Raw genomic sequence first — 26,060 nt, 5'->3', positions numbered from 1 at the left:
CAAGGCAATCAGTATATGAATTTTGAATTTACAGAAGAGCAGCAGATGCTGCGCGAGTCTCTCGCCCGCTTTCTGCGTGAAAAATATGATTTCGAAACCCGCCAGAAGATCATCGCTTCCGATGAGGGCTGGAGCCAGGAGGTCTGGGCACAATTTTCCGAGATTGGCCTGATGGCCGCGGCCTTCCCGGAGGAATATGACGGGTTTGGCGGTACGGCAGTAGACTTGTCGGTCATCATGGAAGAATTTGGTCGCGGTCTGGTTGTTGAGCCATACCTGCCCACGGTTGTTCTGGCAGGCGGCACCCTGCTGGAAGTTGGCGGCGCGCATGCCAAGGAGTTGATCCCGCAAATCTCCGCCGGTGAGATTATAATGGGCCTTGCCTATGCAGAGCCGCACAGCCGCTTCGATTTATGCCATGTGGAAACCAAAGCTGAGAAGCAGGGTGGAGACTATGTGCTGACCGGGCGCAAGGCTGTGGTGCTTGCCGCCAATATTGCTGACAAGCTGATTGTGGCAGCGCGGACCAGTGGTGACATCCGGGACGAGGATGGAATCAGCCTCTTTCTTATTGATAAGAACACAGATGGCTTGACCATTGAAGGCTACCCGACCATGGACGGCCTGCAGGCCGGCGATGTCATTCTTGAGAATGTCTGCGTGCCTGCGGCCAACCTGATTGGAGAAGAGGGCAAGGCCTTTCCGGTTATTGAAAAGGTCATCGACAGAGCCATTATCGGTCTTTCTGCTGAGGCGATGGGCGTCTGTCAGAAAATCTGTGATCTGACAGGTGAATATACCCGAAGCCGCGAACAGTTCGGCACACCTATAGCCCAGTTCCAGGTTCTGCAGCATCGCATGGTTGATATGTTCATCTTCAAGGAGGAGATGACGTCGATGGCTTATATGGCTGCCATGAAGGCAGATACTGACGGCCACGATACGCGCATTGCCGCTTCCATGGTCAAGGTGCAGCTTGGCAAGTCGTGCAAGTTCATCGGTGAAAGCGCCGTTCAGTTGCATGGCGGCATGGGCATTACCGAAGAAATGGCTGTCGGGCACTATTTCATGCATGCAACCATGATGGACACATTGTTTGGCAATGGCGATCATCATCAAAAGCGTTATGAGCGACTGACTGGCCTGCGCGCTGCCTGACGCGAGTAATATCAATTACTTAACCTGACTTATGGGTCCCCCTATGGGGTGGCCCTATGATGCTTTCTGTCGATGAATAACAGGAGGCAATATGACCAGCGCGATGCATATCTTTGGCCACAGTCGGCCAGTATCCGGACCACAGGCGACTCAGTCGCTTTGGTGGTTTTTCTCGCTCAGGGTCAGGAATTCTGTTCTCAGAACCGTGGCAGATTCTGCTAAACCCATACGTGATATAGCGCCTGAAGCGCCAGATGCGCTGACCTCGTGCCAGATATGCGCAACGGCCGCGAAGCCTGTCAAAGGGCTGGCCCTTCGCCGGGCAACCGCTTATGTACGGGGCCAAATAACCAACCACGAACAGCCTTCAGGAGCGACAAGATGATCGACCACAAAGTCCATGCTTCCCCGTCAAAAGACGAACTGCCACGCGAGGAACAGCTCGCCTGGAAAATGGCCGAGATGGCCGTTGATCCGGTTGAGGTGGATGCCGAAAGCACGGCCATGATTATCAACCGCATCATCGACAATGCGTCTGTGGCGATTGCCTCTCTCAATCGCGGACCGATCAAGTCTGCCAGGGCGATGGCCAAAACCCATGGCCGCTCAGGTGGTGCGACCCTGTTCGGGGCACCGGCGGACCTGACTGTTCATGCGGAATGGGCGGCTTGGGCGAACGGTACGGCCGTGCGCGAACTTGATTTCCATGATACTTTCCTCGCGGCGGATTATTCTCACCCCGGTGATAACATTCCGCCAATCCTCGCGGTGGCGCAGCAATGCGGGCGCGATGGCCGTGACCTGATCCGTGGCATCGCCACGGGCTATGAAATTCAGGTCAACCTTGTCAAAGGCATCTGCCTGCATGAGCACAAGATTGACCATATCGCCCATATCGGCCCGTCAGCGTCGGCTGGTGTCGGCACCTTGCTGGGCCTCGACAAGGAAGTGATTTATCAGGCGATCCAGCAGGGTCTGCACTGCACCGTCACCACACGTCAGTCCCGCAAAGGCGAGATCAGTACATGGAAGGCTTTTGCCCCTGCTTATGCCGGCAAAACGGCGATTGAAGCAGTAGACCGCTGTATGCGCGGTGAGGGTGCGCCAAGCCCGATCTATGAGGGCGAAGACAGCGTGATTTCCTTTATTCTTAATGGCCGCACAGCGCGCGATCAGGGCAAGTCTCCCTATGAGCCATCCTATATCGTTCCGCTGCCGGGGGGCGGGGAGCCAAAGCGTGCCATTCTCGAAACCTATACCAAGGAACATTCAGCTGAGTACCAGTCACAGGCGCTGATCGACCTTGCCTTCCGTATGGGCAAGGAAATTGAAGGGAAAGGCGGCTTTGATGCGGTCAAATCTATCGTTCTGCATACCTCTCACCATACCCATTATGTGATTGGCACAGGGGCCGGTGACCCACAGAAAATGGACCCGAATGCCTCGCGTGAAACACTGGATCATTCGATCATGTATATTTTTGCCGTGGCCCTGCAGGATGGTGAGTGGCATCACGTTCGCTCTTATGCGCCAGAACGTGCGAAGCGTGAGGATACTGTCCGCCTGTGGCACAAGATTTCCACGATTGAAGATCCGGAATGGACGCGCCGTTACCACAGCCCTGACCCGAATGAAAAAGCCTTTGGTGCCCGCGTTGTTGTCACGATGGAAGACGGCAGTGTTATTGAAGACGAGCTTGGCATCGCCAATGCCCACCCGTTCGGGGCCCGTCCGTTTGGTCGTGAGCAATATATCAACAAGTTCAAGACGCTGACGGACGAAATTCTGGATGCGTCAGAAAGTGATCGCTTTCTGGAACTGGTGCAGAAGCTGCCAGATCTATCAGCAGACGAAGTGCGCGCACTGAACCCGGTCGCGCCAGCAAACTATCTTGTAGAAAATGAACTGAAGGGGATCTTTTAGGCCAACGCCGCAGAGCATGACCGATAAGCCAGACATAAATGCCCCCGAGGGGTTCAGGCCGCATACACGCAAAAGTCGTGTCACGGACCCCTGGGAGCCGTTGTTCTCGCGTGTTCAGAATGATGTCCTGCAAATCGGCCTGCGCCTGGATGATGCCCATTGCAACTCTCGTGGTCTGGTGCATGGCGGTGTGATCGCAGCGCTGGCAGACAATGCCATGGGCTATAGTTATGTCATGGCGATGATGAAAGCTGCAGGCAGCGACAACAAAATCGGCGCGGTCACAATCAGTTTGCAGATTGATTATGCGTCGTCAGCGAAGCTCGGCCAATGGCTCCAGATTGAGCCACGGATTGTGAAAGCGGGCCGGTCCATTGGGTTTGTGGATGCCTTGGTCACAGCAGATGGCGATACCGTTGCGCGGGCGTCAGCCAGTTTCAAATTGCTGGCTTAGGAAAAGGAGAACAAACACATGAATGGACAAGGTCTGGCAATCGGCATTGCCATCGGTGTCATGTTCAGCATGTCATACGGTTTGCTCTTTGATAATTTTGCTCTCGGCATTGCTATGGGTATGGGGATGGGCATTGCACTGTCTCCCGCTTTCAGCATGGCCTTTGACAAGCTGAAGCAGGACGCTGAGGAAAAAGAGGACAATCAGGAAAAAGAGGACAATCAGGAAAAAGAGGAACAGGAGGAGAAGGATAAATGACCCGCATCTTCAAAAATGCTGTATCTGTCGCCCTCCTTCTCGCGGTTTCGTTGACACTGGCGGCATGTAGCCAGCAACAAGCAGAGCCTCAGACGCAAGTAGAGGCAGTTTCCAAAGCCTCGCCAGAGCTGAGCGTGACGAGTGCCGATGGTATTATTGTGCATGGCACAAAATCTTTTGCCGGTCTTGGTCCGGACACGCCGCTTATTCATCTGTTTCATCAGGGGGGCAGTAATGGCCGTGCTGAATATGGTCCGATTGTCCCCTGGTTGAATGAAGCTGGTTTCCGCACGATCGTGTGGGATCAGCGCAAAGGCGGCGACATCCATGGCGGCGAAAATCGCACTGCGGCGGCGCTCAATCAGGATGAAGTCAGCTTCTGTGACGCCTATCCGGACCTGGAAGCGGCGGTGCTGAACACAACTGATCTATCAGAAGGGGCACCGGTTATCATCTGGGGCTCCAGCTATTCGGCGGCTCTGGTCTTCCAGATCGCCGCTGAAAATGCTGGCGCTGTTGATGGCGTCCTTTCTTTTTCGCCGGCGTCGGGCGGCCCGATGGTTGACTGCCGTGCAAGGGATTATGTGGATGCCATAGACGTGCCTGTTTTTGTTCTGCGTCCGGCATCTGAAATGGAGCGCGAAAGTGCGGTTGAGCAACGGGACATCCTCGTTGCCAGCGATGTCTCATTTGAGGTTATAGAAAACGGTGTGCACGGCTCATCCATGCTGGTTGATGAACGCACAGGCGCTGACATGGCGTCGGCAAGAGCGCTGATACTTGCCTGGCTCAACGGCATCGCAAACAAATAAAGGGAGTGAGTGGTGAAGGAAGCGGGATTACCCATAGGGATCGGGGTTGGCATTTCGATTGGCGTCGCGTTGGGCGTTGCGTTGGACAATATCGGTCTTGGCATCGCTCTTGGTGTGGCCATCGGGGCTGGCCTTGGCACGGCACTCAGTCAGGCTGATACGAAAGACGGCGGAGATAAATCCGAGCCAACAGATAAAAAGGACTGAATATGCTCTTTACAAAGAAAACTGCCGCGCAAAAGCGTCTAGATTTTCGTGATATGCTGGATGATGGAAAATTGCACCAGTTTCCCGGCGCGTTTAATCCGCTTTGTGCGCAACTGATTGAGCGAAAGGGATTTGACGGTATTTACATCTCCGGCGCGGTGATGGCAGCAGATCTCTGTCTGCCTGATATCGGGATTGCCAATCAGCAGGAGTTTGTCACGCGCGGCCAGCAGATTGCCCGCGTCACCGACCTGCCTGCTTTTATTGATATAGACACCGGCTTTGGTGAGCCTATGTCTGCGGCACGGACCATCCGTTTGATGGAAGAAGCAGGGCTTGCCGGGTGCCATATCGAAGATCAGGTCATGCCAAAGCGCTGCGGTCACCTTGATGGCAAGGAAATTGTGGATACACAGACCATGGTGCAGCGTGTGCGCGCGGCAGCGGATGCCAAACTGGACGAAAATTTTGTGTTGATTGCGCGCTCTGACGCGCGGGCGGTTGAGGGGCTCGACAAGGCGATCGACCGGATGAAAGCCTATGTTGATGCCGGCGCTGACATGATCTTCCCCGAAGCAATGAAATCCGAGCAGGAGTTTGAAGCTGTTCGTGAAGCGCTGGATGTGCCGATCCTCGCTAATATGACAGAATTCGGTAAAAGCCGTCTGCTGAATAAAAAAGAGCTGGAAGAGCTTGGTTTCAACGTGGTCATTTACCCGGTCACCACATTGCGCCTTGCCATGGGGGAGGCGGATCGTGGTCTTGAGGCAATCCTGCGCGATGGTGACCAGAACGGTATCCTTGACCAGATGCAGCACCGCCGTGATCTGTATGACCTCTTGCGGTATGAGGAATATAATCAGTTCGATCAGGGCCTGTTCAATTTTGAAGTCACTGATACGCCGATGGAGTAGGGTAGTTGGAATAGATCCAAAGGGAGCAGAAGAGCATGTTCATCTCGTCATTGCTGGTAGCCGTAGCGTTGTCGCAGGTCAGCGTACCTGAACAAGACCCGCGTATTGACCGCAGTGAATACACGCAGGAAGAAAGCGCCGCCATCATCGCGGCCTTTAATGAGGCGCGTGGTGAAGACAACGCCTGCCTTTTCGGGTTCGTCAATGACTACAAGCGGGACGTATATAACTATTGCATTGCCAATGACCTTGCTGACGGAGAAAAATTCGGCTGTGAACGGATGATGGGCTATGGCTTGCACGAAGGTGTACTCGAAGCGGGCCTTAAAAAATGTGAAGTTGATCTGCCGGAAAGTGACACAGAGTGACAGGTCGTTTTAGCGAGAATCTGACCCCGCCTTATTATGCGGTCATCTTCGCCAATCAGCGCACTGCGCAGGGGGAATCTGCATATGAGCAGGCAGCAGAGCAACTGGCTGAGATTGCACAGGACATGCCCGGCTATCTGGGCCTTGAAAGCACGCGGGATGATACCGGTTTCGGGATTACTGTTTCCTACTGGGAGACGGAAGAAGCCATCAGAAACTGGAAAATGCACGCTGACCATGCGGCGGCGCAGGAAAGCGGCAAAACCGACTGGTACGCCCATTATGAATTACGTGTAGCAAAAGTTGAAAGGGCCTATTCAGGCCCGCAAGGACGGAACTGAACCCTTTGCACGGCGCTGAGATGCCTGCTCAGGGTAGGGATAAAATTTGAGGCAAGTCCTCATGAAATAAGCCTTTGTCCTGAGCGTTTGCGAAGGACAGGGTTAGAGAAACATAAAGAGGAGAAAAGCGATGAGTGACGATGTAAAATACGGCCTGGCAGGCGTGATGACTGATGACACAGCGGTTTCCAAGGTCATGCCTGAAACGAATTCATTGACCTATCGTGGTTATGCTGTCCAGGATCTGGCGACACAATGCCGGTTTGAGGAAACGGCCTATCTGATCTGGAACAAGGAATTACCGAACCAGAGCCAGCTCGATGAATTCAACGCCAAAGAAAAATCCCTGCGCGGTCTGTCAGATGACCTTATCAGTGTCATGCGGAAGTTTCCCAAGGACGCGCACCCGATGGCAACCTTGCGCACGGCCGTCAGTTTTCTGGGCCTTGAAGATCGCGATATTGAGGATCATGCCACAGAAGATCTCTATGAGCGTGCGATGCTGATGTATGCGAAAATACCGCAGATCGTCGCGACGGATTTCCGTTTGCGCAACGGCAAGGAGCCGATCGCACCCGATTCTTCCCTCGGCTTTTCGGAGAACTTTTTCCATATGTGTTTTGGCGAAGTGCCCGCCGAAGAGACCGTCAAGTGTTTTGATATTTCAATGACGCTGTATGCGGAACATTCCTTCAACGCTTCCACATTCACATCGCGCGTTATTGCCTCGTCCCTGTCCGGCATCTATTCAGCCGTCACCGGCGCCATCGGTTCCCTCAAAGGCCCGCTTCATGGCGGTGCGAACGAGGCTGTCATGTATATGCTTCAGGAAGTTGGAACGGCGGAAAATGCCAGAGCCTGGATGCTGGATGCGCTGGCCACCAAGAAAAAGATCATGGGGTTCGGCCACCGCGTCTATCGCTCTGGTGACAGCCGTGTGCCAACCATGACAGATGCCTACAAGAAAATGGTCGATATTATCGACACGGACGAAGCCAGAAAATACTGGGAAATGTCGCGCATTCTTGACGAGACCATGGTTTCCGAAAAAGGCATCTACCCGAATCTCGATTTCCCGGCGGGTCCGGCCTATTATCTGATGGGCTTTGAAATCCCCATGTTCACGCCTATTTTCGTCATGTCACGGATCACCGGCTGGACGGCGCATATCATGGAGCAGCTTGGCGACAACAAGCTGATTCGCCCATTGTCCAACTACACCGGCGAAGACCAGCGCGATGTTCCGCCAATGAGCGCGCGGTAAATTACTGACTGAATGCCAGCGTACACTGAACAGCCTTGTGCCAGCCCTGTAAAAGCTGCTGGCGCTCGGCATCTGCCATCGTCGGGGTGAAACTTGCATCCTCCTGCCAGACACCAGCAAAATCCTGCAGGGAGCCGTAAAGCCCCGCCTGCAGGCCGGCCAGCGCCGCCGCGCCCAGTGCTGTTGTCTCCATCACTTTCGGGCGTTGCACCGGCAAGGTCAGCACATCCGACAGGAACTGCACCATCCAGTCATTCATGACCATGCCGCCATCGACCTTCACGGATGTCGGCGAGATGCCATCCTGTGCCAGTGCAGTGAAAAGATCCGCTGTCTGATAAGCGACCGACTCAAGCGTCGCACGGATCAGCTCTGCCTTGCCCGTGGACCGCATCAGGCCGAAGATTGCCCCTCTGGCATCGGGGGACCAGTGAGGTGCCCCAAGGCCGGTAAAGGCCGGCACAATGTAAACCCCTTGTGTGCCGCCAATGCCCCGGGCCATACCTTCTGTTTCAGCAGCGTGTTTGATGATCTGCATTTCATCACGCAGCCATTGCACCGCAGCGCCAGCCATGAAAATGGACCCTTCCAGCGCATAGGTCGGCTTGCCCTCAAGGCGATAGGCGATGGTTGATAGCAGCCGGTTTTGCGACAGCAGCATTTCTTCACCCGTCTGCACCAGGACGAAACAGCCTGTGCCATAGGTGCTTTTGGTTTCCCCGGTGGTGAAGCAGCACTGACCAATCGCGGCAGCCTGCTGGTCCCCCGCAATCCCCAGGATCGGGATTTCCCGGCCGAAAACAGCAGGTGCCGTCATGCCGAAATCTGCCGCGCAGTCTTTCACTTCGGGCATCATCGCGCGCGGCACCTTGAACAGCCGCAGCAATTCATCGTCCCATTCATTGGTTTTGATGTTGAACAGGGAGGTGCGGCTGGCATTGGTGGCGTCGGTGGCATGCACCTTGCCATCGGTCAGGTGCCAGAGCAGGAATGAGTCTACGGTGCCAAAGGCGAGCTTGCCGGCATCCGCCTTGGCCCGGGCGCCTTCCACATGATCCAGCAGCCAGGCAATTTTGGTGGCCGAGAAATAAGGGTCGAGCAACAGGCCCGTTTTCTCGCGCACCATATCTTCGACATTATCGGCGCGTAAATCCCGACAGACATTGGCCGTGCGCCGGTCCTGCCAGACAATGGCATTGCCAATAGGCATCCCCGTCGTCCGGTCCCAGACGATTGTTGTCTCCCGCTGGTTGGTAATACCAATCGCCTTCACGGTGCCGCCTTTGGCCTCAGCCATGCTGACAGCTTCGCGTGCCGTTGCGAGCGTTGTTTCCCAGATCGCCTCCGGGTCATGCTCCACCCAGCCTTCCGCCGGATATATTTGCGGAAATTCCTGCTGGCTCACCGCGACAATATCACCTTGCAGGGAGAACACGATTGCGCGGGAGGATGTGGTGCCCTGGTCAATGGCGAGGAGAAGCGGCTGGCTCATGTTCTGGCATTCCCTTGTCTTGTTTGAGGCCAGTGTAAAAGCGCCGGCGGTGTGAGTGCAATCGGGAATAGCGGTCGCGCAAATAGGGGCTGAAAAAACTTATGTGCCCCCACTGCTACGCTCCGTATAGTCTGCGCACTGGCTGGACGCTTCGGGCGGTTCAGCCTATAGCCAGCGCCAGAGAAAAACAGGATTTTCCCATGCATGATATCAAGGCCATTCGCGACAATCCGGCAGCGTTCGATGCTGGCATGGCCCGGCGTAATAATGACACCAAAGCCGCAGACCTTATGAGCCTGTATGAGAACGTGGCGGCGGAAACGCAGGCCATGAATGACCTGCAGCAACAGCGCAACGCGGCCTCAAAGCAAATCGGCGCTGCCATGGGGCGCGACGAAAAGGAAGAAGCCGAGCGCCTGAAGCAGGAAGTGGCATCCCTTAAAGATCAGGTGCAGGCCGCGGAAGAAAACCAGAAGCGGCTTGCCGCCGAGCTGGATGATATTCTGATGACCCTGCCGAATATCCCGGTCGATGATGTGCCGGATGGGGCTGATGAAGAGGATAATGTCGAAGTGCGCACCCATGGCGCGCCGAAAAAAATTACCGGGGCCAAAGAGCATTTCGAGCTGGGGGAAGGGCTGACCTCAAGTCTTGGCCCGCAGATGGACTTTGAAATTGCCGCAAAACTTTCCGGCTCCCGCTTTGTCGTGCTGAAAAAAGACCTTGCCCGGTTGGAGCGGGCACTGGCCAGTTTCATGCTTGATCTGCACACGGGCGAGTTTGGGTATGAGGAAATGGCGCCTCCCGTTCTGGTCCGGCCGGACGCCATGCTTGGCACCGGGCAGTTGCCAAAATTTGAGGAAGATTTGTTCAAAACAATTCAGTCAAAGGCAGCTTCCGACGCCGAGTTAATCGAACTTCACCTTGAAATCCAGGACTTAACAAAAAAGATTCAAGTAATTAATGAGGAGCTCTATACTGTTGGTTATAGTAATGCTTTTGATGAACAGCAGTCATTCGCATGGGCGGAGTCTCTTGAACAAAAAGACCAAATATCAGTTTTAGATTTACTTACAAGTAGCTCGAAAATATTGGAGAGGAAAGTTTTTCTCTATTCGCAAATGCATCAAGACTCAGAATTAAGAAATGATGTTGGGGAAAAGCGGCTGTATCTCACGCCTACTGCCGAAGTTACGCTGACAAACCTTGTGCGCGAGAGCATTCTGTCAGAAGAAGAACTGCCCAAGCGCCTGACGGCCTGGACCCAGTGCTTCCGCTCTGAGGCCGGCTCTGCCGGGCGGGATACAACCGGCATGATCCGTATGCACCAGTTTTCAAAGGTTGAGCTGGTCTCCATCACCACGCCCGAAGCCTCGCAGGATGAGCATGAGCGCATGACGCAATGCGCTGAGGAAGTGCTGAAACGTCTTGGCCTTGCCTATCGCACGGTTGTGCTCTGTACGGGGGATATTGGCTTTGGCGCGCAGAAAACCTACGACATTGAGGTTTGGCTGCCGGGGCAGGAACGCTTCCGCGAGATTTCTTCCTGCTCAAATTGCGGGGACTTCCAGGCCCGCCGCATGAAAGCGCGCTTCCGCCGGGATGGCGAGAAGCAGCCCCGTTTCGTGCACACCCTGAATGGCTCTGGCCTGGCGGTGGGGCGCACAATGGTGGCTGTGCTGGAAAATTATCAGCAGGCCGATGGCTCGATCCTGATCCCGGAGGTGCTGCAGTCCTATATGGGTGGCAAGACGGTGATCGGCGGGGAGGGGTAAGGTCATGCGTATTCTCTGCACCAATGATGACGGCATCCATGCCGACGGGTTGAGCGTTCTTGAAGACATCGCCCGCACCCTGTCAGATGATGTCTGGGTCGTCGCGCCGGAAGAGGACCAGTCCGGCGCTGCCCGGGCGTTGACCTTGCGCGACCCTGTGCGCATCCGTGTGGCGGGGGAAAAAAAATTCGCCGTCGCGGGCACGCCCACAGACTGTGCGCAGATGGGGGCCAGCCACATTCTGCCAAAAGATGGCAAGGCCCCGGACCTGATCCTGTCGGGGGTCAATAATGGCCAGAACATTGCCGAAGATGTGACGCTGTCGGGCACCATTGCGGCTGCCTTTCAGGGGATGCAGATGGGTATTCCGTCTGTTGCGTTGTCGCTGTCGCGGTTTTCGCGAGATAACTGCCGCTGGGACACACCGCGGGCACATGCGCCGGGCATTTTGAAAAAAATAATTGCTGCAGGCTGGCCGGAAGATGTGGTGATGAATCTCAATTTTCCGGACTGCGCACCGGAGGATTGCGGGCCGGTGGAGGTCACCGAGCAGGGGCATCGTGATCAGGTCAATCTGTACGCCGAGGAGCGGATGGACCTGCGTGGCCGCACCTATTACTGGTACGGCTTTCAGGGCAAACTTTCCAATCCACCGGCAGGCACGGACCTCAAGGCAATCTATGAGGGGCGTATTTCCCTGACGCCGCTGCATCTGTCATTAACCCATCAGGATGCCCGCGTTGCCTTGGCTGATATTTTCTCATAGTTTCAAGGGATTGCGGACTTAAACCTTTATTAACCAAGTGTCAGCACTCTCTCAACTGAGGTTAACCGAGTGTGACCCGGAGGATAATAATGCGTGCAAAAATTTTCCTGCTGGCAGGCAGTGTTTCATTTCTGGGCTTGACCGCCTTCGCTGAGGAGCAGGGCGCCCCTGTGGAATTTGCGACAGATCCCGGCAAGGCACATCCCAAATATATCGAACAGGCGCTGGCAACAGGGTCTGACGCGCGCATTGTCGCGGCCAGTGCAGACCAGTCGATTGAGGCCATGATGGCGTCGGAGCCGATTTACGACACAGTCGATCAATCCCAGATCATGCAGGGTCAGACAGCCGATCGCGGTGGTTTTGACTATGGTTATGCCTCCAATGAACTGGATATGGCTGTGCAGACGAGTGTGCAGGCTTCCGGCAGACCAACGCCGCTGGTGCAGGGCAGGCCGGCAAGCGCAACAGCGATGCAGCAAGTGGCCATGCAGGCCCCGGTGACGCAGCGTCCATATCAGAAAGATCCGATTTATCAGGTTGCAGAAAATTCGCAGGGGGCGTCCTCTGCCACGGCAACCGCAGGGTTGAGCCAAGGCTATATTCGCGTGCAGCCGGGTGATACTGTCTATGCGCTGTCGCGCCGCTGTGGCATCAAGGCAAATTCAATCATCGCAGCCAACCAGCTGCCAGCGCCGTATGCGTTGCAGGTTGGTCAAGTTCTGCTGATCCCTGGTCTTGGTCAGCCTGAAATTCAGCAGGCACAATATACGCCGCCGCCTCAACCACAGCCAGCGGCCCCGATACCGCAGCCAGTTTCACAGCCGCGGCAGCAGGCCGCTGCGCAAAGCTATGTCGTGCGGCCGGGGAACACGCTCTATTCGATCTCCCGCGCGTATGGTCTTGATGTGGCAACCGTTGCCATCGCCAACGGCCTGACGCCGCCTTACACCCTTTCTGTCGGGCAGCGCCTGACCATTCCATCTGCGGGCCAACCCACAGCGGCGATGACGCAATCTGCGCCAACGCAGCCGGTCAGTAATGCGAACCGCAACACATATGTTGATCCGCAGGCAGGCAGTTCGTACCGGCGCGAAGCCGCTGCTCCTGTGCCGGATGCGCCAAAATCAGTTTCCTATGCGGTGCCGGAGAAGTCCAACAGTGTTCGTTTCGACTGGCCAATTCAAGGCATGGTCGTGATGGGATATGGCCTCGCACCGGATGGTCGGCGTAATGATGGTATCAATATCGCAGCGCCTGTGGGCACGCCGATCCGCGCGACAGCCGATGGTGAAGTCGTATATCGCGGCTCGGATCTGGAAGGATATGGCAATCTCTTGCTGGTCAAACATGCTGGTGGCTGGGTGAGTGCCTATGCCCACACAGATGCAATGCTTGTGCGTAAAGGCGAAAATGTCCGTAAAGGTCAGGTGATTGCCAAAGTAGGCACAACCGGCACTGTGGACCAGCCACAGTTGCATTTCGAATTAAGGCATGACCTGAAGCCAAAGGATCCGCTTGCCGCCCTGGAGGGCAAGCTGGACACACTGGCACAATAGGTCTGTCAGTAAGCAGAGTTTTGTAGCGTGAAACGGTTGAACTTCAAGGGACCCCTTCGGGTCCCTTTTTTTCAGGCGATGCTGGCGCCAATCCGTGCCGGGTCTTTCATCAGCAGGCGGTGTGCCAGATAGGCCGGGTTCGCATCAATCAGGCCATCAGCAATGAACGGCGCTTCAGAAAAATGGGCGAGGGCAAGGTTGCTCTCAAAAGCGGCGCTCACAGCGGCCCCGATACGGCGTGATGTATCAAACTTGGTAATAATGCAGCGCCGCACACCAATATCCCGGAAGGCATTTGCCCAGTCGATATGCTCGTGCATGTCACCGCTCGCTGGCAGCACCAGCAGTGGTTCTGCCTGAAGAGAGTCCCGGAAGGCTTCCATGGCGATGATATCAGCCGGAGCAAAGGGGCTGACGCCGGGCGTGTCGAGGATGAGAATATCCTCGGGCTTTTCATTGCGCATGATATCAGAGACATCCTGCGGGTCTTCAATCGGCCAGAAGCGCGTATCCAGCGCCTCGGCATAAGTTGTCATCTGGTCGAGCGCCCCTGCGCGGCCAATATCAGCGCACAGGAACGCAGCTCTTGCTCCCATACCGGCTGCACGCGCTGCCAGTTTTGCCGCTGAAGATGTCTTGCCTGCACCTGTCTGGCCCATCAGCATGATTGGCACATCTTTGGATAGGGTTAGCGGTGCGAACCTCAGGACGCGCGAGAAAGCATATTCCAGCATCGCCGGCAGGTCCTTGCCGGGGGCGTTGCGCGCCTCCACGGCCAGCGCCTTGATAAGCTGTGGGCTTATGCCTTGCGGCTGCAGTTTCTCGGTCAGCTCTTTTTGTACAGGATCAGCCGTGTCGGCGCGGTTGCCCTGCAGTTTGTTGCTGAAATCACCTTTGAGCCGGCTGAGGGCAGAGCTTGACGCAGAACGCTCCACACGGGCGTGCAGACCAGAGCCTTCCACACTTCTACTGCGCTGCGGGGCTTCCTTGCCGGCGCGTGTCCGGCTCGCCAGAGACGAGGCTGGTTTTGCTGCTATTGCTGGTTTGGCAAAATTGGCAGGGCCTTCGCCTTCAAAAAGAGGTACGCCTTTCTTGATGGCACGGATTTCCACCTTGCCATCCGGGCGCTTCTTGCTCGCCAGAATCACAGCATCAGCGCCAAGCGCGGCGCGCATGACCTGTTTGGCTTCTTCCAGCGAAGAGGCAGTAAACGTCTGAAAACTCATAAAGGACCCAGAATCCCGGTTAGCCCAATATGGTGTGATAACGCCTGGGCGCGCCTTTGTGAAGTTGCGACGCGCGTTTAAGCACGGGAAATTTCCATAAAGCCGGTACACCTGCGGTGAAGCAGGTGCTTAAAGCCCGGCAATCAGGCGGAATCAGGAGCGATATTGCTGAATACGCGTGGCGCGCAAACCTTGCATACCATGCTTTTCAATACCCTTTTCCCAGGCGGCATATTCTTCCTCGGTCAGGGAATATCGCTCACAGGCCTGTTCAAGGCTCAGCAAACCACCACGTACTGCGGCAACGACTTCAGCCTTGCGCCGGATCACCCAGCGTTTCGTGCTTGTCGGCGGCAGATCCTTTAACGTCAGGGCCGTCCCATCCGGCCCGATGACATAAGGCTCTCGCTTGACGAGACCCATTGATTTATTGTTACCCACGTTCACCATACTCTACTTCTCCCTTACACAACTCCGGGAAGTGTCTTCTACAGAACACAATCTACACTTGGGCTGTAAAAAAACGGCTAAGTGACAGGGTAAATCTTTTCATAACCCATTGAATAAACTTGTTTTTTCAAGGGCTTTTCTGTGCCGTGCTGGTACGCATTGCCGCTATGGCACAGGCACAGGCCCGATTTGCCCGACAAAACTGGCACGGTAAAAACCAGGCCCGGTAACGCTGTGACAGTTCTTTGCTTGACCTTTTGGGCCTGAAATCCGACATGCCTAATGGTCAGATGGCCGGATGGTCGCGGCGGCAACGTCGAGGAAAGTCCGGGCTCCATGGAAACAAGGTGCCGGGTAACGCCCGGCCGGCGTGAGCCGAGGGATAGCGCCACAGAGAGCGAACCGCCCGTTTCGACGGGTAAGGGTGAAAAGGTGCGGTAAGAGCGCACCGCGTCAGCAGCAATGTTGATGGCATGGCAAGCCCCGCCTGGAGCAAAACCGAATAGGGACAGGGGCCGCCTCGCGCGGGGGCCGGTTTTCAGGCCTGCCTGTCCGGGTTGGTTGCTGGAGGTAATGCGTAAGCATTGTCCCAGATGAATGATCATCTTCCAACAGGAAACAGAACCCGGCTTACAGGCCATCTGACACCGCTTTTTCCGACGTTTTGAGCATGGCGGTCTCCAGGCAAAGGGCCGTGTCATCAGGTCATTTATCGTTGACGAGACATAAATTCCCATGGTATCCCAAATTTATCCAATCAGCTTGTGCGAAACGATTTCGCCTGTTTCGCTGTTCTGATCGGGAGAGGGATGGCACAGGCCATGGAAATAGAGGACATCCAGCGATCAAGTTTCAGCACCCGCTTTTTGGGGGCGCATGATAACAAGATCGACGGTAAGGGACGGCTTTCCATACCGGCCCAATTCAGATCTGCGCTGCAAAATGGCCAGAAGGATGCGCTGTTATACTGCTTCCCGGCTTTCAATCGTCAGGTCATCGAGTGTGGCGGGCCTGACCTTCTCAACATCCTGATGAAGTCCATTGCCAATCATGACGTGCTGGACGAGGCCCGTGAGGCGCTGGAAGTCGCGGTTCTCTCGCGCATCCAGACGCTCGCCTTTGATGAAACAGGGCGTATCAGCCTGCCCAAAACCTTGCGCGACTATGCCGGGCTTACCGCCGCCGCCGCCGTCGTGGGCATCGGCGCGCGTTTTCAGATCATGACGCCGGACAAGCACCAGCATGTGCTGTCTCTGGCCGATGCAGCAGCTGCGGCCAATCCTGACATTATGCGCGGGCGCAGCTTGCCGAGCTTCTCAGGCTGGGGAGGTCATAATGACTGACCGGCATTCGCGAGAGTTTGGCCATTTACCCGTGCTTGCGCAGGAGGCTGTGGAGGCACTGGCCCTCAAGGCAGGCGAAACCTATGTCGACGCCACAATGGGCGGCGGCGGTTATACCAGAATGATGCTTGACCATACCGACTGTCAGGTCATCGCCTTTGACAGAGACCCCGCTGCGACAAAAGCGGCGGAGGTGTGGTCTCATGAATATGCCGACAGGTTGCATATTGTGCAGCGGCCATTTGCCGAGATGGCGACAGCGCTTGCCGCTCTTGATGTGGCGCAAGTGCATGGTGTTGTCATGGACCTTGGTGTCTCATCGCTACAGCTGGATGAAGGTGCGCGCGGTTTTTCCTTTCGCCATGACGGCCCGCTGAACATGCGCATGGATCAGCAAAGCACGCTTGATGCTACAGAGTTGCTGAACAAGGCGGACGAAAAAGATCTGGCTGACATTTTCTACATCTATGGTGAAGAAAAGAAGTCACGGATTGCTGCCAGGGAGATCGTGCGTGTGCGCCAGGATAACCCGATCAGTACCACCGGCCAGTTGAGAGATATTCTCGAGCATGTCCTTGGTCCGCAGGGGCGGGAGAAAATTCATCCTGCTACGCGCATTTTTCAGGCGATCCGCATTTTTGTGAATGATGAACTCGGGCAACTGGCAAAAGGCCTGCTCGCTGCCGAACGTGTTCTTGTGGATGCTGGCAGACTTGCCGTGGTGACCTTTCATTCTCTGGAAGACCGGGTTGTCAAACGCTTTCTGGCGCAACGAAGTGCACTTCAACAGCCGGGATCGAGGCATATGCCTGATATTTCCCTGAATAGCCCGAAGCCTACTTTTTCGCTTTTGTCACGTCGGCCAGTCACGGCTTCCGATCAGGAAGTGCAGACAAACCCGCGTGCTCGGTCTGCCAAGCTGCGCGCTGCGTTGCGAACCGATGCTGTTGCAGGGGATGCGGGGCCAGACTTTCTGCGCAGCATTGGCCTGCCTCAACCTGTCTTTTCCACTGCCCTGAGAAACTGGAGTTGATCCGCTATGATACGTTTTGCCACGATTTTCTTTTGTCTTCTTCTTGCAGCTGCAGCTGCCGGGCGATACCAGGCGGAAGCCGGGGTGCGAGCTCAGAAAGCCGAAATACAAAGTGTTGAACAACGCATTGCTGAAGAAGAGGCTGCCATCAGTCAGCTTGACCTGCAGGTTGAAGTGCTGGAGTCAGCTGAAAGGCTGGCGCGTTTATCTGCACAAAGACTGGTTCTTGCGCCTGTTCATTCTGACCAGTTACACACGGCAGAGGAATTCGCGTCTTTACTGAGGCTGGACCTGCCTGATGCTGGAACGCTGGCGCCAGCACGCAAGAATGACTTTATCGTTGATGCCATCGCGATGGCGGATTTTCAGAAGTTGAGATAGGTAAGACGTGACAATGAAGCTGCCATTTATCGGCCAGAAGAAAAAGCCTAGCGCGCGCATTCTGCACGAAACTCAGTTTTCAGGATTGGGTGAAGCAGGCGCTGCTGCGTCTTTGCCGGTTCATTGTCGTGCGAGCGTCAGAAGTCGGGAGCAGGTTCAGGTGAGCCGGATGCGCGGCCGAATCTGGTTATGCATGGCGGCGTTTCTGGCTGTGTTTTTCGGTCTGTCTTTACGGCTGGCAGACCTGACCGTACTCGGAACAGCAGAAGCAAGACATGCGCGCACTCAGTCTGCACCAGTTGCTGCGACTGAACGCCCCCTGATCGTTGATCGAAACCTCAACCGTCTTGCGATGAATCAGGAAGTGGTGGGCGCAGGGGTGACGACACGCGATGTGTGGGATCTGGAAGAAACCGCCCGAAAGCTGACAGCCGTTTTTCCGAAACTTAATGAGGACAGTTTGCGCGAGCGACTGGAGCAAAAAAAATATATACCGCTTACCGAGAATTTGTCTGAAGACCAGTATCAGAAACTTGCTGCGTTCGGTCTGCCTGGCGTCGAATTCGTGACCAGCGTGAAAAGGGTTTACCCACAGGGCGCGCAGGCCGCGCATGTGCTGGGATACACGGTGCCCGGTCGTGGCGGCGCTGCCGGGCTTGAAAAGGTTGTCGATTTGCATACGGCGGAAGGACCGCTCGTTTCGTCACTGGACATCAGAGTGCAGCAAATTCTTGAAGAAGAATTATGGCGCACGTCTACCACATTCTCCGCCAAGGCGGCGTGGGGTATTGTCATGGATGTGACCTCCGGCGAAATTATCGCGCTGGCCAGCCTGCCTGAATATAATCCCAATGAGCCGGGCGAGAGCCATGTCTCGAGTTGGCGCAACCGCGCCATGTATGATGTCTATGAGCTTGGGTCTGCCTTCAAGATTTTGACTGCTGCGAGCGCGCTCGAAGCAGGGGTGACTGACACAACCAGACTATATGACGTTCGCCACCCCCTGAAAGTGCGTAACCGAACCATATCTGATTATCACCCGAAGGGTGGTTTCATGACGCTGACAGAGGTGATGCAGCACTCATCCAATATCGGTATGGCGCGCATTGCCCTTGATCTGGGAGCGGACACGCTGGCTATCTATCTCAAGGCCCTTGGTATGACCTCACCGCTCGTGACGGAATTACCAGAACAGCGTGCACCATTGCTGCCTGCCCAGTGGGGGGAGGTTGAAATGGCGACTATTTCATACGGCCATGGCATTGCCGTTACACCATTACAGCTGACGGCGGCAGTCGGGGCTGTGATTAACGGCGGTGACTATATCCAGCCAACTTTTCTGAAGCGTGACCCGTCTGCGCCGCAGAGCAGGACAGCTCTGTTTTCTGCTGATACAAGCGCCACAATGCGGTTAATGCTGCGCCGGGTCATAACTGACGGCACAGGGCGTAACGCAGATGTGCCCGGCTATTATGTTATCGGCAAGACAGCTACGGCGGATAAACCCTCTCCTTATGGTGGCTACAAAAAGGATGAGCGCCTTTCAAGCTTCATTGGTGCCTTTCCGGGCTATGATCCAAGATACGTCGTGCTCGTCTCTTTTGATGAGCCACAGCCAACAGCGGAAACATACGGGTATGCGACCGCCGGCGTTGTGGCTGCCCCGGCATTTCAAAGAATAGTCTCCAGGTCTGCACCTTTGCTGGGCCTGCAACCCGTTGCAGATGATCTTGCCTTCGCCCAATTTATGTCTGCTTTTCGCGAAAAACAGGAAATGCGACTGGCATTGGCACCAAGAGAGGCAATGGCGCAGGGGGCTGATGTGCATCCCGATCAGGTGGCAAAGTTATTGGCGGAGTTGGGCCCGTGAAGCTAAGTGATCTTGTTAACTTACCGGTCGGGGCAGGGGATGCCGAGATTGCAGGCATTAGCGCAGATTCGCGTCAGATAAAGCCGGGTTTTATTTTCGCAGCTTTAGCCGGAACAGTAGTTGATGGCAGGGAATATATTCCTCAGGCGGAGAACAACGGTGCGGTTGCGATTATCGCAGAGCCTGACACGCAGGCATCAATCCCGCTCCTGAGCACTGCGGAGCCAAGACTGTTACTGGCGCAACTGGCAGCGCGGTTTCACGCTGGCCAGCCCGAGATGACAGTCGGGATTACAGGTACGAACGGCAAGACATCAATCGCACGCTTCTGTCAGCAATTATGGTCAATGCTGGGACATAAGGCGGGCAGTCTCGGGACTCTTGGGGCATTTGCTGACGGATATGAATATACACTGCGCCATACGACGCCAGACCCTGTGGAAATTCATCAGGTGCTTTCCACCATGGCAACCCTGGGGACAACGCACCTGGCCATGGAAGTGTCCAGCCATGGCCTGTCACAATATCGCGCTGATGGCGTTAAATTCTCGGTTGCGGCCTTTACAAATATTACGCGGGATCATCTCGATTATCACCCGGACTTTGAAGACTATTTTGCCGCAAAGGCTCGTCTGTTCACAGAGCTTCTGCCAGAAGGGCATACGGCTGTTATCAATATGGATGGTGCCGAAAGTCCGCGCGTTGCCGAGCTTGTCAGGCAAGCAGGCCGCAGGTTGATGAGTGTGGGGCGTCAGGGGCAGGATATACGTCTGCTTGATACCTCACCATTGCCGGACGGCCAGCAGGTCAGCCTTGTGGCAGAGGGCAAAGAATATACTCTGAAACTGCCGCTGGTCGGATATTTTCAGGCCGAAAACGCGCTTGTTGCTGCTGGCGTCGCTGTTGCCAGTGGCCATGACATCAGTCAGGTCATGCCTTTGTTGGAACGCCTTAACGGCGCCCCTGGGCGCATGGAACATATTGCCGATAAAAAGATCGGACATGATACAGCCGGTGTTTATGTGGACTATGCGCATACACCTGATGCAATCGAGACAGCGCTGAAAGCTATTCGTCCCCACACGACTGGAAAAGTGATCATCATTATCGGCGCAGGCGGTGACCGGGACAAGGTCAAGCGGCCGCAGATGGGGACTGCGGCAGCCGCGCTCGCAGATGAAGTGATCGTGACCGATGACAATCCCCGAACGGAAGACCCCGCCACGATCAGGGCGGAGGTCATGCAAGGTTGCCCGCAGGCGATAGAAGTTGCTGATCGCCGGGAAGCAATCGCATCAGGTCTGGAGAGGCTGGCACCGGGAGACATTTTGCTGATCGCGGGTAAGGGGCATGAAACGGGTCAGACTGTCGGGACAATAACAATGCCGTTTAACGATGCTGACGTGGCGCGGGATCTTACGGGGTAATACATGCTTGGGAGAAAGATTTATGAATCACAACTTATGGACAGCCTATGAGGCTGCCGCTGCAACAGGCGGTATGCTGTGCGTTCGTGGCGGCGGTGACGGCGCAGAACTTCCCGAGGAATCATGGAGTGCCCGCGGCATTTCCATAGATACACGGACTATCCGTCCCGGTGAAATTTTTGTCGCCCTGAAAGATGCCCGCGACGGGCACGATTTCATTCGCAATGCTTTCAAGGCGGGTGCGTCTGCCGCGCTTGTCTCCAAGGCCCCACAGGATACGCCCGATGGCGCACCGCTTTTGCTGGTGAATGACACCCTGACCGGCCTTGAGGCTCTCGCGGCAGCCGCCCGGGATCGTTGCTTTGGGCAGATGATTGCTGTCACCGGCAGCGCCGGTAAAACCAGTACAAAGGAAATGCTCCGGGCAGCGCTTGTTCCGTCTGGCAAGGTTCACGCAGCAGAGCGCAGTTTCAATAATCATCTTGGCGTGCCGCTGACCCTTGCAGAATTGCCGAATGATACAGCCTTTGGTGTGTTTGAAATCGGCATGAACCACGCAGGCGAGATCACACCGTTGACCCGCCTTGTTCGACCACACATTGCCATCGTCACGACCGTAGCTGCAGCGCATCTAGAATTTTTTGACAATATGACTGGCATCGCTGAGGCAAAAGCCGAGATATTTGCCGGATTGCGCAAAAGCGGTGTCGCGATATTGCCGCGCGACAATGAGTTCTATGATCTGCTCAAGGCCAGGGTCAGGGACAATAACCCCGCCGGGGCCACGCAAAAAATTGTCTCATTCGGCAGTCATCCGGAAGCTGACTACCGCCTCCTCGACATAAATAGTCGGGGTGATGAAGGTATGGACATTTCTGTCAGCATATCAGGTGAGACGCATCATTTCAGACTGGGCCTTCAGGGAGAACATCAGGCCATGAATGCCATGGCCGTTCTTGCTGCTGTAGATCATGCCGGTGGTGACCGGTCTGCGGCCATGGAGGCACTCGCCGGGCTTGCCCCGGTTGAAGGGCGCGGCTTGCCGCAGGTGTTGTCCTTGCAGGCGCGCACTTTCACTCTGATTGACGAGAGTTATAATGCCAACCCGGCGTCAATGGCCGCGGCCATCCGGTCTCTGGCTCAACAGGATGTGCCGGGCCGAAAAATTGTTGTGTTGGGGGAGATGAAGGAGCTGGGCAGCCAGAGCGCGGCCTTTCATCTGGAACTGGCGCCGGTTCTGGAAGATGCCGGCATTGATAAGGTCTATGCTGCTGGTAATGAGATGCGACCTGTGCTTAACGCTTTACCTTCGACCATGCGCGGCGATTGGGCAGAGCAGGCTATTGGCCTTGCCGATGCTGTTTCTCGGGACATCCAGGCGGGGGATGTCGTGATGGCCAAGGGCTCCAACGCGTCAAAAGTCTCTGCTTTGGTCAAGGAATTGCAGAACAGGGCAACGGCCTCAGGATAAAGATTTATGTTATACGAAATATTTGTGCCACTCGCGGATCAGCTGCAGATATTCAACGTCTTCCGTTACCTGACCTTCCGAACAGGCGGCGCTGTCATGACAGCCCTGCTGATCTGCTTTGTGATAGGGCCATCCCTGATTAACTGGATGCGCAAGAAGCAGGGCAAGGGACAGCCGATCCGGGAAGATGGCCCCAAGAGCCATATTATTGAAAAAAAGGGGACGCCGACAATGGGCGGCGTGATGATCCTGATCAGCCTGATCGTCTCCGTGTTGCTCTGGGCGCGGCTCGATAATCCTTATGTCTGGGTCGTGCTGGGTGTAACCGCTGCGTTTGGCCTGCTTGGGTTTATGGATGACTATCTCAAGGTGACAAAGCAGAACACTGCAGGCGTTGTCGGGCGTGGCAAGTTGATTTTCCAATTTGCTGTCGCCCTGTTTGCAGCCTGGATCTGTGTGCGCGTGCTGGGTTCGGCGGCAGAAACTGTTGATCTGCCGAGTAATATCGAAACCTCTGTGCCACTGCCATTCTTCAAGGACTGGTTCCTGCCACTGGGTATTTTCTTCATTCCGTTTGCGGCTTTCGTTATTGTGGGGGCTTCCAATACCGTGAACCTGACAGATGGTCTTGATGGTCTGGCAATCGTCCCGGTGATGATTGCGGCTGCCAGCTATCTGTTGATTTCCTATCTGACGGGGAATGCCATTTACGCTGATTATCTCCAGATTGTGTTCGTACCGGGTGCCGGAGAGCTGGCAATCATCTGCGGGGCGATTATCGGGGCGGGCCTTGGTTTCCTCTGGTTCAACGCACCACCAGCCATGATTTTTATGGGTGACACAGGGTCGCTTTCACTGGGCGGGGCCATCGGCTCTGTCGCTGTAGCGGCCAAGCATGAGATTGTCCTGGCAATCATCGGTGGACTTTTCGTGCTGGAAGGGCTGTCAGTCATGATGCAGGTTGCTTCCTTCAAGCTGACAGGAAAGCGCGTATTCCGGATGGCGCCCATCCATCACCATTTTGAACAGATGGGCTGGAAAGAGCCGACGATCGTCATTCGCTTCTGGATCATCGCGGTTATCCTCGCCCTGATTGGCCTGAGTACGTTGAAACTGCGCTGATAAGGTGTTCGCCGCGTCGCGGCTCGTCAGACATCATTAACCAATCACTAATAAATTCCCTGCCTATGAGGGGCTTTCTGTTGCGATTGTGCAAAGGGCTGCACTTTTGTGGCGAATAGGGCAGTGTTGGTCTGCCAGTCGCCTCATTTGAGGAGCATGAAACGGCATGGATAGTTTGTACAGGCGCGTATTCACACTGGATGAGAGTGATTTTTCCGTGCGACGATTTGTCAGGGACTGGTGGTGGTCCGTAGATCGCAGCCTGATTTACTGTACGGGTGCGTTGATCCTGATCGGCATTGTGCTCTGTTTTGCTGCCAGCCCGGCGACCGCCATGCGCCTTGGCATCTCGAACAGCTATCATTTTATTGAGCGCCAGCTCATCTTTCTCGGGCCTTCTATGGTGCTGTTACTGGGCATCTCCATATTGTCTCCGCTTTATGCCCGAAGGCTCGGCGTTCTGTTGTTTGGTGGGGCGGTATTTTTTGTCTTGATGGCGCTGCTTTTCGGTCCGGAGATAAACGGCGCGCACAGGTGGCTGACGTTTGGTTCTTTCAGCTTGCAGCCCTCGGAGTTTGCCAAGACCGGTTTTGTGGTCACTGCAGCCTGGCTGGTCGCCGAAGGGGCGAGGGACAGGTCTTTTCATGGCGGACTTATTGCCATGGGCTGTTATGGCGTTCTGGCCATGCTGTTGTTGTTGCAACCGGATTACGGCCAGTGGCTGCTGATTACAGCCGTCTGGGCCATGATGTTTTTTATCGCGGGCTGGAGCTGGCTGTGGATGGCGGTTCTGGGTTGTGTGGCGGTTTCGGCGGCCTCTCTTGGCTATCTCTACGCCCCGCATGTTTCCCGGCGCATAGACCATTTTCTGAGACCCGAGACGGGAGACACCTATCAGGTTGATACGGCGGTGCAGGCATTGTCCAGCGGCGGGCTGCTAGGCAACCCGGATACGGAGATAAAATATCAGCTGCCTGATGCGCATACGGATTTCATTTTTGCTGTTGCCGGGGAGGAGTTTGGCTTCTTCCTGTGTATTGTCATACTGGCGATTTACGCCTGCTTCGTGTTTCGTGCTTTTCAACTGGCGGCACTGAAAAGCAGTATTTTCATGCAATGTGCCATTTGCGGCCTTGCTGCCCAGATTGGATTTCAGGCGATTGTCAATATTGGGGTCAGTTTGCGCGTCCTGCCAGCAAAGGGTATGACGCTGCCGTTTATTTCCTATGGTGGGTCATCATTATTGGCGACGGCAATCACGGTGGGCCTGATACTGGCATTAACGCGCAAACAGTCCCCCGCGCTCAGACGAAAAGAGGTTATGCCGTGAGTGAAGGCAAATTGATCGGGCTGGCTGCCGGAGGTACGGGAGGGCATATGTTCCCGGCTGAGGCGCTGGCGCAGGAAATGAAGCGCCGTGACTGGCGTGTCCTTCTGTTCACGGACAACCGCGGAATGCGATATGGTGAGACATTCCCTGCCGATATTCTGCATGAGCTGCCAGCTGCAAACCCCAGCGCAAGCGGCCTGAAGGCAAAAACGGCTGCCGGGTTTTCCCTGATGCGGGCTGTCAGTCAGGCTGTGAAAGTAATTGGCGTACACAAGCCTGATATCATGGTCGGCTTTGGGGGGTATCCTTCTGCCCCGGCCATGTTGGCAGCAAGACTGCGCAAAATACCCCATGGCGTACACGAACAAAATGCAGTGCTTGGGCGCGTCAATCGTCTGGTCGCGCCAAAAGCCGATTTCGTGGCACATGCCTTTCCGCAGTTGACGCGCTTGCCGGAGAACCGAACCGGCAGTCTTCTGCAACTGGGAAACCCGGTGCGCGATGCTGTGATGCAATGTGCCGCCGCGGCCTATGTGGCCCCGGCAGAATACAGCCAGATTGATCTGTTCATCTTTGGCGGCTCTCAAGGCGCGGCACTGTTCAGCCGTGTTGTGCCTGAAGCCATACGCCAGTTACCGCAGGCATTGCGCGCCCGCCTCAGGGTCACCCAACAAGTGCGCGATGACGAGCTAGATACAGTCAAAGCGATATATGACGAGATCGGGGTAGCGGCTGACTTGCAGTCCTTCTTCTCTGATATGCCCGAGCGTCTGGCGCGGGCGCACCTCATTATAAGCCGTGCAGGGGCATCTTCTGTTACTGAAATTGCGACGGTGGGCAGGCCTGCCATATTGGTGCCACTTGCCATTGCGATGGATGATCATCAAAGCGGCAATGCCAGTGTTCTGGAAGAATGCGGTGCAGCCAGGGTGCTGCAGGAAGCAAACTTCACGCCTGACAGCCTGCAAGTCTACCTGTCGGAACTCTTGACCCGTCCGGCTATGCTGGCTCAAATGGCACAGAAGGCGCTGACGGTTGCCCCTGATAATGCAACGGCACGACTGGCTGACCACATCGTGTCTCTTGTAAACCCCGCGGTTACGTAAAGTATGAGTA

The 26,060-nt window shown here is 55.4% G+C and carries 25 protein-coding genes and 1 other RNA gene; 23 read left to right on the top strand and 3 right to left on the bottom strand.

The annotated features are described in order from the left end of the window. The first annotated feature begins 15 nt into the window (after positions 1–15). From RAL90_RS09205 to RAL90_RS09160, 10 genes are all read left to right on the top strand, one after another. Positions 16–1,158 carry an acyl-CoA dehydrogenase family protein gene (locus RAL90_RS09205; RefSeq protein ID WP_306249850.1) on the top strand — a complete coding sequence of 381 codons (1,143 nt, stop codon included), beginning with the start codon at positions 16–18 and terminating at the stop codon, positions 1,156–1,158. Between the two features lie 381 nt (positions 1,159–1,539). After that, the gene (locus tag RAL90_RS09200) at positions 1,540–3,081 is read left to right on the top strand and encodes an MmgE/PrpD family protein (protein ID WP_306249848.1); all 1,542 of its coding nucleotides are present in this window, start codon (positions 1,540–1,542) and stop codon (positions 3,079–3,081) included. Between the two features lie 16 nt (positions 3,082–3,097). After that, a complete protein-coding gene (locus tag RAL90_RS09195) occupies positions 3,098–3,535 on the top strand; it encodes a PaaI family thioesterase (protein ID WP_306249846.1) in 438 nt (145 codons plus the stop codon). A gap of 18 nt (positions 3,536–3,553) precedes the next feature. Beyond that, positions 3,554–3,793 carry a hypothetical protein gene (locus RAL90_RS09190; protein WP_306249844.1) on the top strand — a complete coding sequence of 80 codons (240 nt, stop codon included), beginning with the start codon at positions 3,554–3,556 and terminating at the stop codon, positions 3,791–3,793. Continuing rightward, on the top strand, positions 3,790–4,605 hold the full coding sequence (locus RAL90_RS09185; RefSeq protein WP_306249843.1) for an alpha/beta hydrolase: 816 nt from the start codon (positions 3,790–3,792) through the stop codon (positions 4,603–4,605). Before RAL90_RS09190 ends, RAL90_RS09185 begins: the two co-directional genes overlap by 4 nt. A 12-nt stretch (positions 4,606–4,617) precedes the next feature. Continuing rightward, entirely contained in the window at positions 4,618–4,812 is a 195-nt protein-coding gene (locus tag RAL90_RS09180) for a hypothetical protein (protein WP_306249841.1), read from the top strand. Positions 4,813–4,814: 2 nt separating this feature from the next. Beyond that, positions 4,815–5,726 carry a methylisocitrate lyase gene (gene prpB / locus RAL90_RS09175; protein ID WP_306249838.1) on the top strand — a complete coding sequence of 304 codons (912 nt, stop codon included), beginning with the start codon at positions 4,815–4,817 and terminating at the stop codon, positions 5,724–5,726. Positions 5,727–5,761: 35 nt separating this feature from the next. Further along, a complete protein-coding gene (locus RAL90_RS09170; RefSeq protein WP_306249836.1) occupies positions 5,762–6,094 on the top strand; it encodes a hypothetical protein in 333 nt (110 codons plus the stop codon). Continuing rightward, a complete protein-coding gene (locus tag RAL90_RS09165; RefSeq protein WP_306249835.1) occupies positions 6,091–6,435 on the top strand; it encodes an antibiotic biosynthesis monooxygenase in 345 nt (114 codons plus the stop codon). Before RAL90_RS09170 ends, RAL90_RS09165 begins: the two co-directional genes overlap by 4 nt. A 130-nt stretch (positions 6,436–6,565) precedes the next feature. Beyond that, positions 6,566–7,699 carry a bifunctional 2-methylcitrate synthase/citrate synthase gene (locus RAL90_RS09160; protein ID WP_306249833.1) on the top strand — a complete coding sequence of 378 codons (1,134 nt, stop codon included), beginning with the start codon at positions 6,566–6,568 and terminating at the stop codon, positions 7,697–7,699. A gap of 1 nt (position 7,700) precedes the next feature. Here RAL90_RS09160 and glpK read toward each other — a convergent pair whose 3' ends face one another. Next, on the bottom strand, positions 7,701–9,191 hold the full coding sequence (glpK, locus tag RAL90_RS09155) for a glycerol kinase GlpK (protein WP_306249831.1): 1,491 nt from the start codon (positions 9,189–9,191) through the stop codon (positions 7,701–7,703). A gap of 200 nt (positions 9,192–9,391) precedes the next feature. Here glpK and serS point away from each other — a divergent pair, with 200 nt between their 5' ends. From serS to RAL90_RS09140, 3 genes are all read left to right on the top strand, one after another. Beyond that, complete coding sequence (gene serS, locus RAL90_RS09150) at positions 9,392–10,966, top strand: serine--tRNA ligase (RefSeq protein ID WP_306249829.1); 1,575 nt, start codon at positions 9,392–9,394, stop codon at positions 10,964–10,966. Between the two features lie 4 nt (positions 10,967–10,970). Beyond that, on the top strand, positions 10,971–11,732 hold the full coding sequence (gene surE / locus RAL90_RS09145) for a 5'/3'-nucleotidase SurE (RefSeq protein WP_306249827.1): 762 nt from the start codon (positions 10,971–10,973) through the stop codon (positions 11,730–11,732). An 89-nt stretch (positions 11,733–11,821) separates the two neighbouring features. Further along, entirely contained in the window at positions 11,822–13,291 is a 1,470-nt protein-coding gene (locus tag RAL90_RS09140) for a LysM peptidoglycan-binding domain-containing M23 family metallopeptidase (protein ID WP_306249825.1), read from the top strand. A gap of 71 nt (positions 13,292–13,362) precedes the next feature. Here the strand turns inward: RAL90_RS09140 and RAL90_RS09135 are convergent, their stop codons facing one another. Then, entirely contained in the window at positions 13,363–14,517 is a 1,155-nt protein-coding gene (locus RAL90_RS09135) for a hypothetical protein (protein ID WP_306249824.1), read from the bottom strand. A 153-nt stretch (positions 14,518–14,670) separates the two neighbouring features. Beyond that, on the bottom strand, positions 14,671–14,967 hold the full coding sequence (locus tag RAL90_RS09130; RefSeq protein ID WP_372340379.1) for a DUF1153 domain-containing protein: 297 nt from the start codon (positions 14,965–14,967) through the stop codon (positions 14,671–14,673). 286 nt (positions 14,968–15,253) lie between these two features. Here RAL90_RS09130 and rnpB point away from each other — a divergent pair. From rnpB to murG, 10 genes are all read left to right on the top strand, one after another. Further along, positions 15,254–15,616, top strand: an RNA gene (rnpB, locus tag RAL90_RS09125) — RNase P RNA component class A. A gap of 160 nt (positions 15,617–15,776) precedes the next feature. After that, a complete protein-coding gene (locus RAL90_RS09120) occupies positions 15,777–16,310 on the top strand; it encodes a division/cell wall cluster transcriptional repressor MraZ (protein ID WP_306249822.1) in 534 nt (177 codons plus the stop codon). Next, on the top strand, positions 16,303–17,343 hold the full coding sequence (rsmH, locus tag RAL90_RS09115; protein WP_306249820.1) for a 16S rRNA (cytosine(1402)-N(4))-methyltransferase RsmH: 1,041 nt from the start codon (positions 16,303–16,305) through the stop codon (positions 17,341–17,343). Before RAL90_RS09120 ends, rsmH begins: the two co-directional genes overlap by 8 nt. A 6-nt stretch (positions 17,344–17,349) precedes the next feature. Then, positions 17,350–17,724: a hypothetical protein gene (locus tag RAL90_RS09110; protein ID WP_306249818.1), complete on the top strand. Its 375-nt coding sequence runs from the start codon at positions 17,350–17,352 to the stop codon at positions 17,722–17,724. A 13-nt stretch (positions 17,725–17,737) separates the two neighbouring features. Beyond that, positions 17,738–19,594: a penicillin-binding protein 2 gene (locus tag RAL90_RS09105; RefSeq protein WP_306249816.1), complete on the top strand. Its 1,857-nt coding sequence runs from the start codon at positions 17,738–17,740 to the stop codon at positions 19,592–19,594. Next, complete coding sequence (locus tag RAL90_RS09100; RefSeq protein WP_306249814.1) at positions 19,591–21,021, top strand: UDP-N-acetylmuramoyl-L-alanyl-D-glutamate--2,6-diaminopimelate ligase; 1,431 nt, start codon at positions 19,591–19,593, stop codon at positions 21,019–21,021. Before RAL90_RS09105 ends, RAL90_RS09100 begins: the two co-directional genes overlap by 4 nt. 22 nt (positions 21,022–21,043) lie before the next feature. Further along, complete coding sequence (gene murF, locus RAL90_RS09095; RefSeq protein ID WP_306249812.1) at positions 21,044–22,492, top strand: UDP-N-acetylmuramoyl-tripeptide--D-alanyl-D-alanine ligase; 1,449 nt, start codon at positions 21,044–21,046, stop codon at positions 22,490–22,492. 6 nt (positions 22,493–22,498) lie between these two features. Beyond that, positions 22,499–23,614 carry a phospho-N-acetylmuramoyl-pentapeptide-transferase gene (gene mraY / locus RAL90_RS09090; RefSeq protein ID WP_306249810.1) on the top strand — a complete coding sequence of 372 codons (1,116 nt, stop codon included), beginning with the start codon at positions 22,499–22,501 and terminating at the stop codon, positions 23,612–23,614. A 166-nt stretch (positions 23,615–23,780) separates the two neighbouring features. Beyond that, on the top strand, positions 23,781–24,944 hold the full coding sequence (locus RAL90_RS09085; protein WP_306249808.1) for an FtsW/RodA/SpoVE family cell cycle protein: 1,164 nt from the start codon (positions 23,781–23,783) through the stop codon (positions 24,942–24,944). Then, positions 24,941–26,050 (top strand): undecaprenyldiphospho-muramoylpentapeptide beta-N-acetylglucosaminyltransferase, encoded by a 1,110-nt coding sequence (gene murG, locus RAL90_RS09080; protein WP_306249806.1) that lies wholly within the window; start codon positions 24,941–24,943, stop codon positions 26,048–26,050. The genes RAL90_RS09085 and murG overlap by 4 nt, the downstream gene beginning before the upstream one ends. The last annotated feature ends 10 nt before the right edge of the window (positions 26,051–26,060 follow it).

Source organism: Parvularcula sp. IMCC14364, assembly GCF_030758415.1.
Lineage (GTDB): Bacteria > Pseudomonadota > Alphaproteobacteria > Caulobacterales > Parvularculaceae > Aquisalinus.
This window is presented reverse-complemented; position numbering and strand designations above follow the sequence as displayed.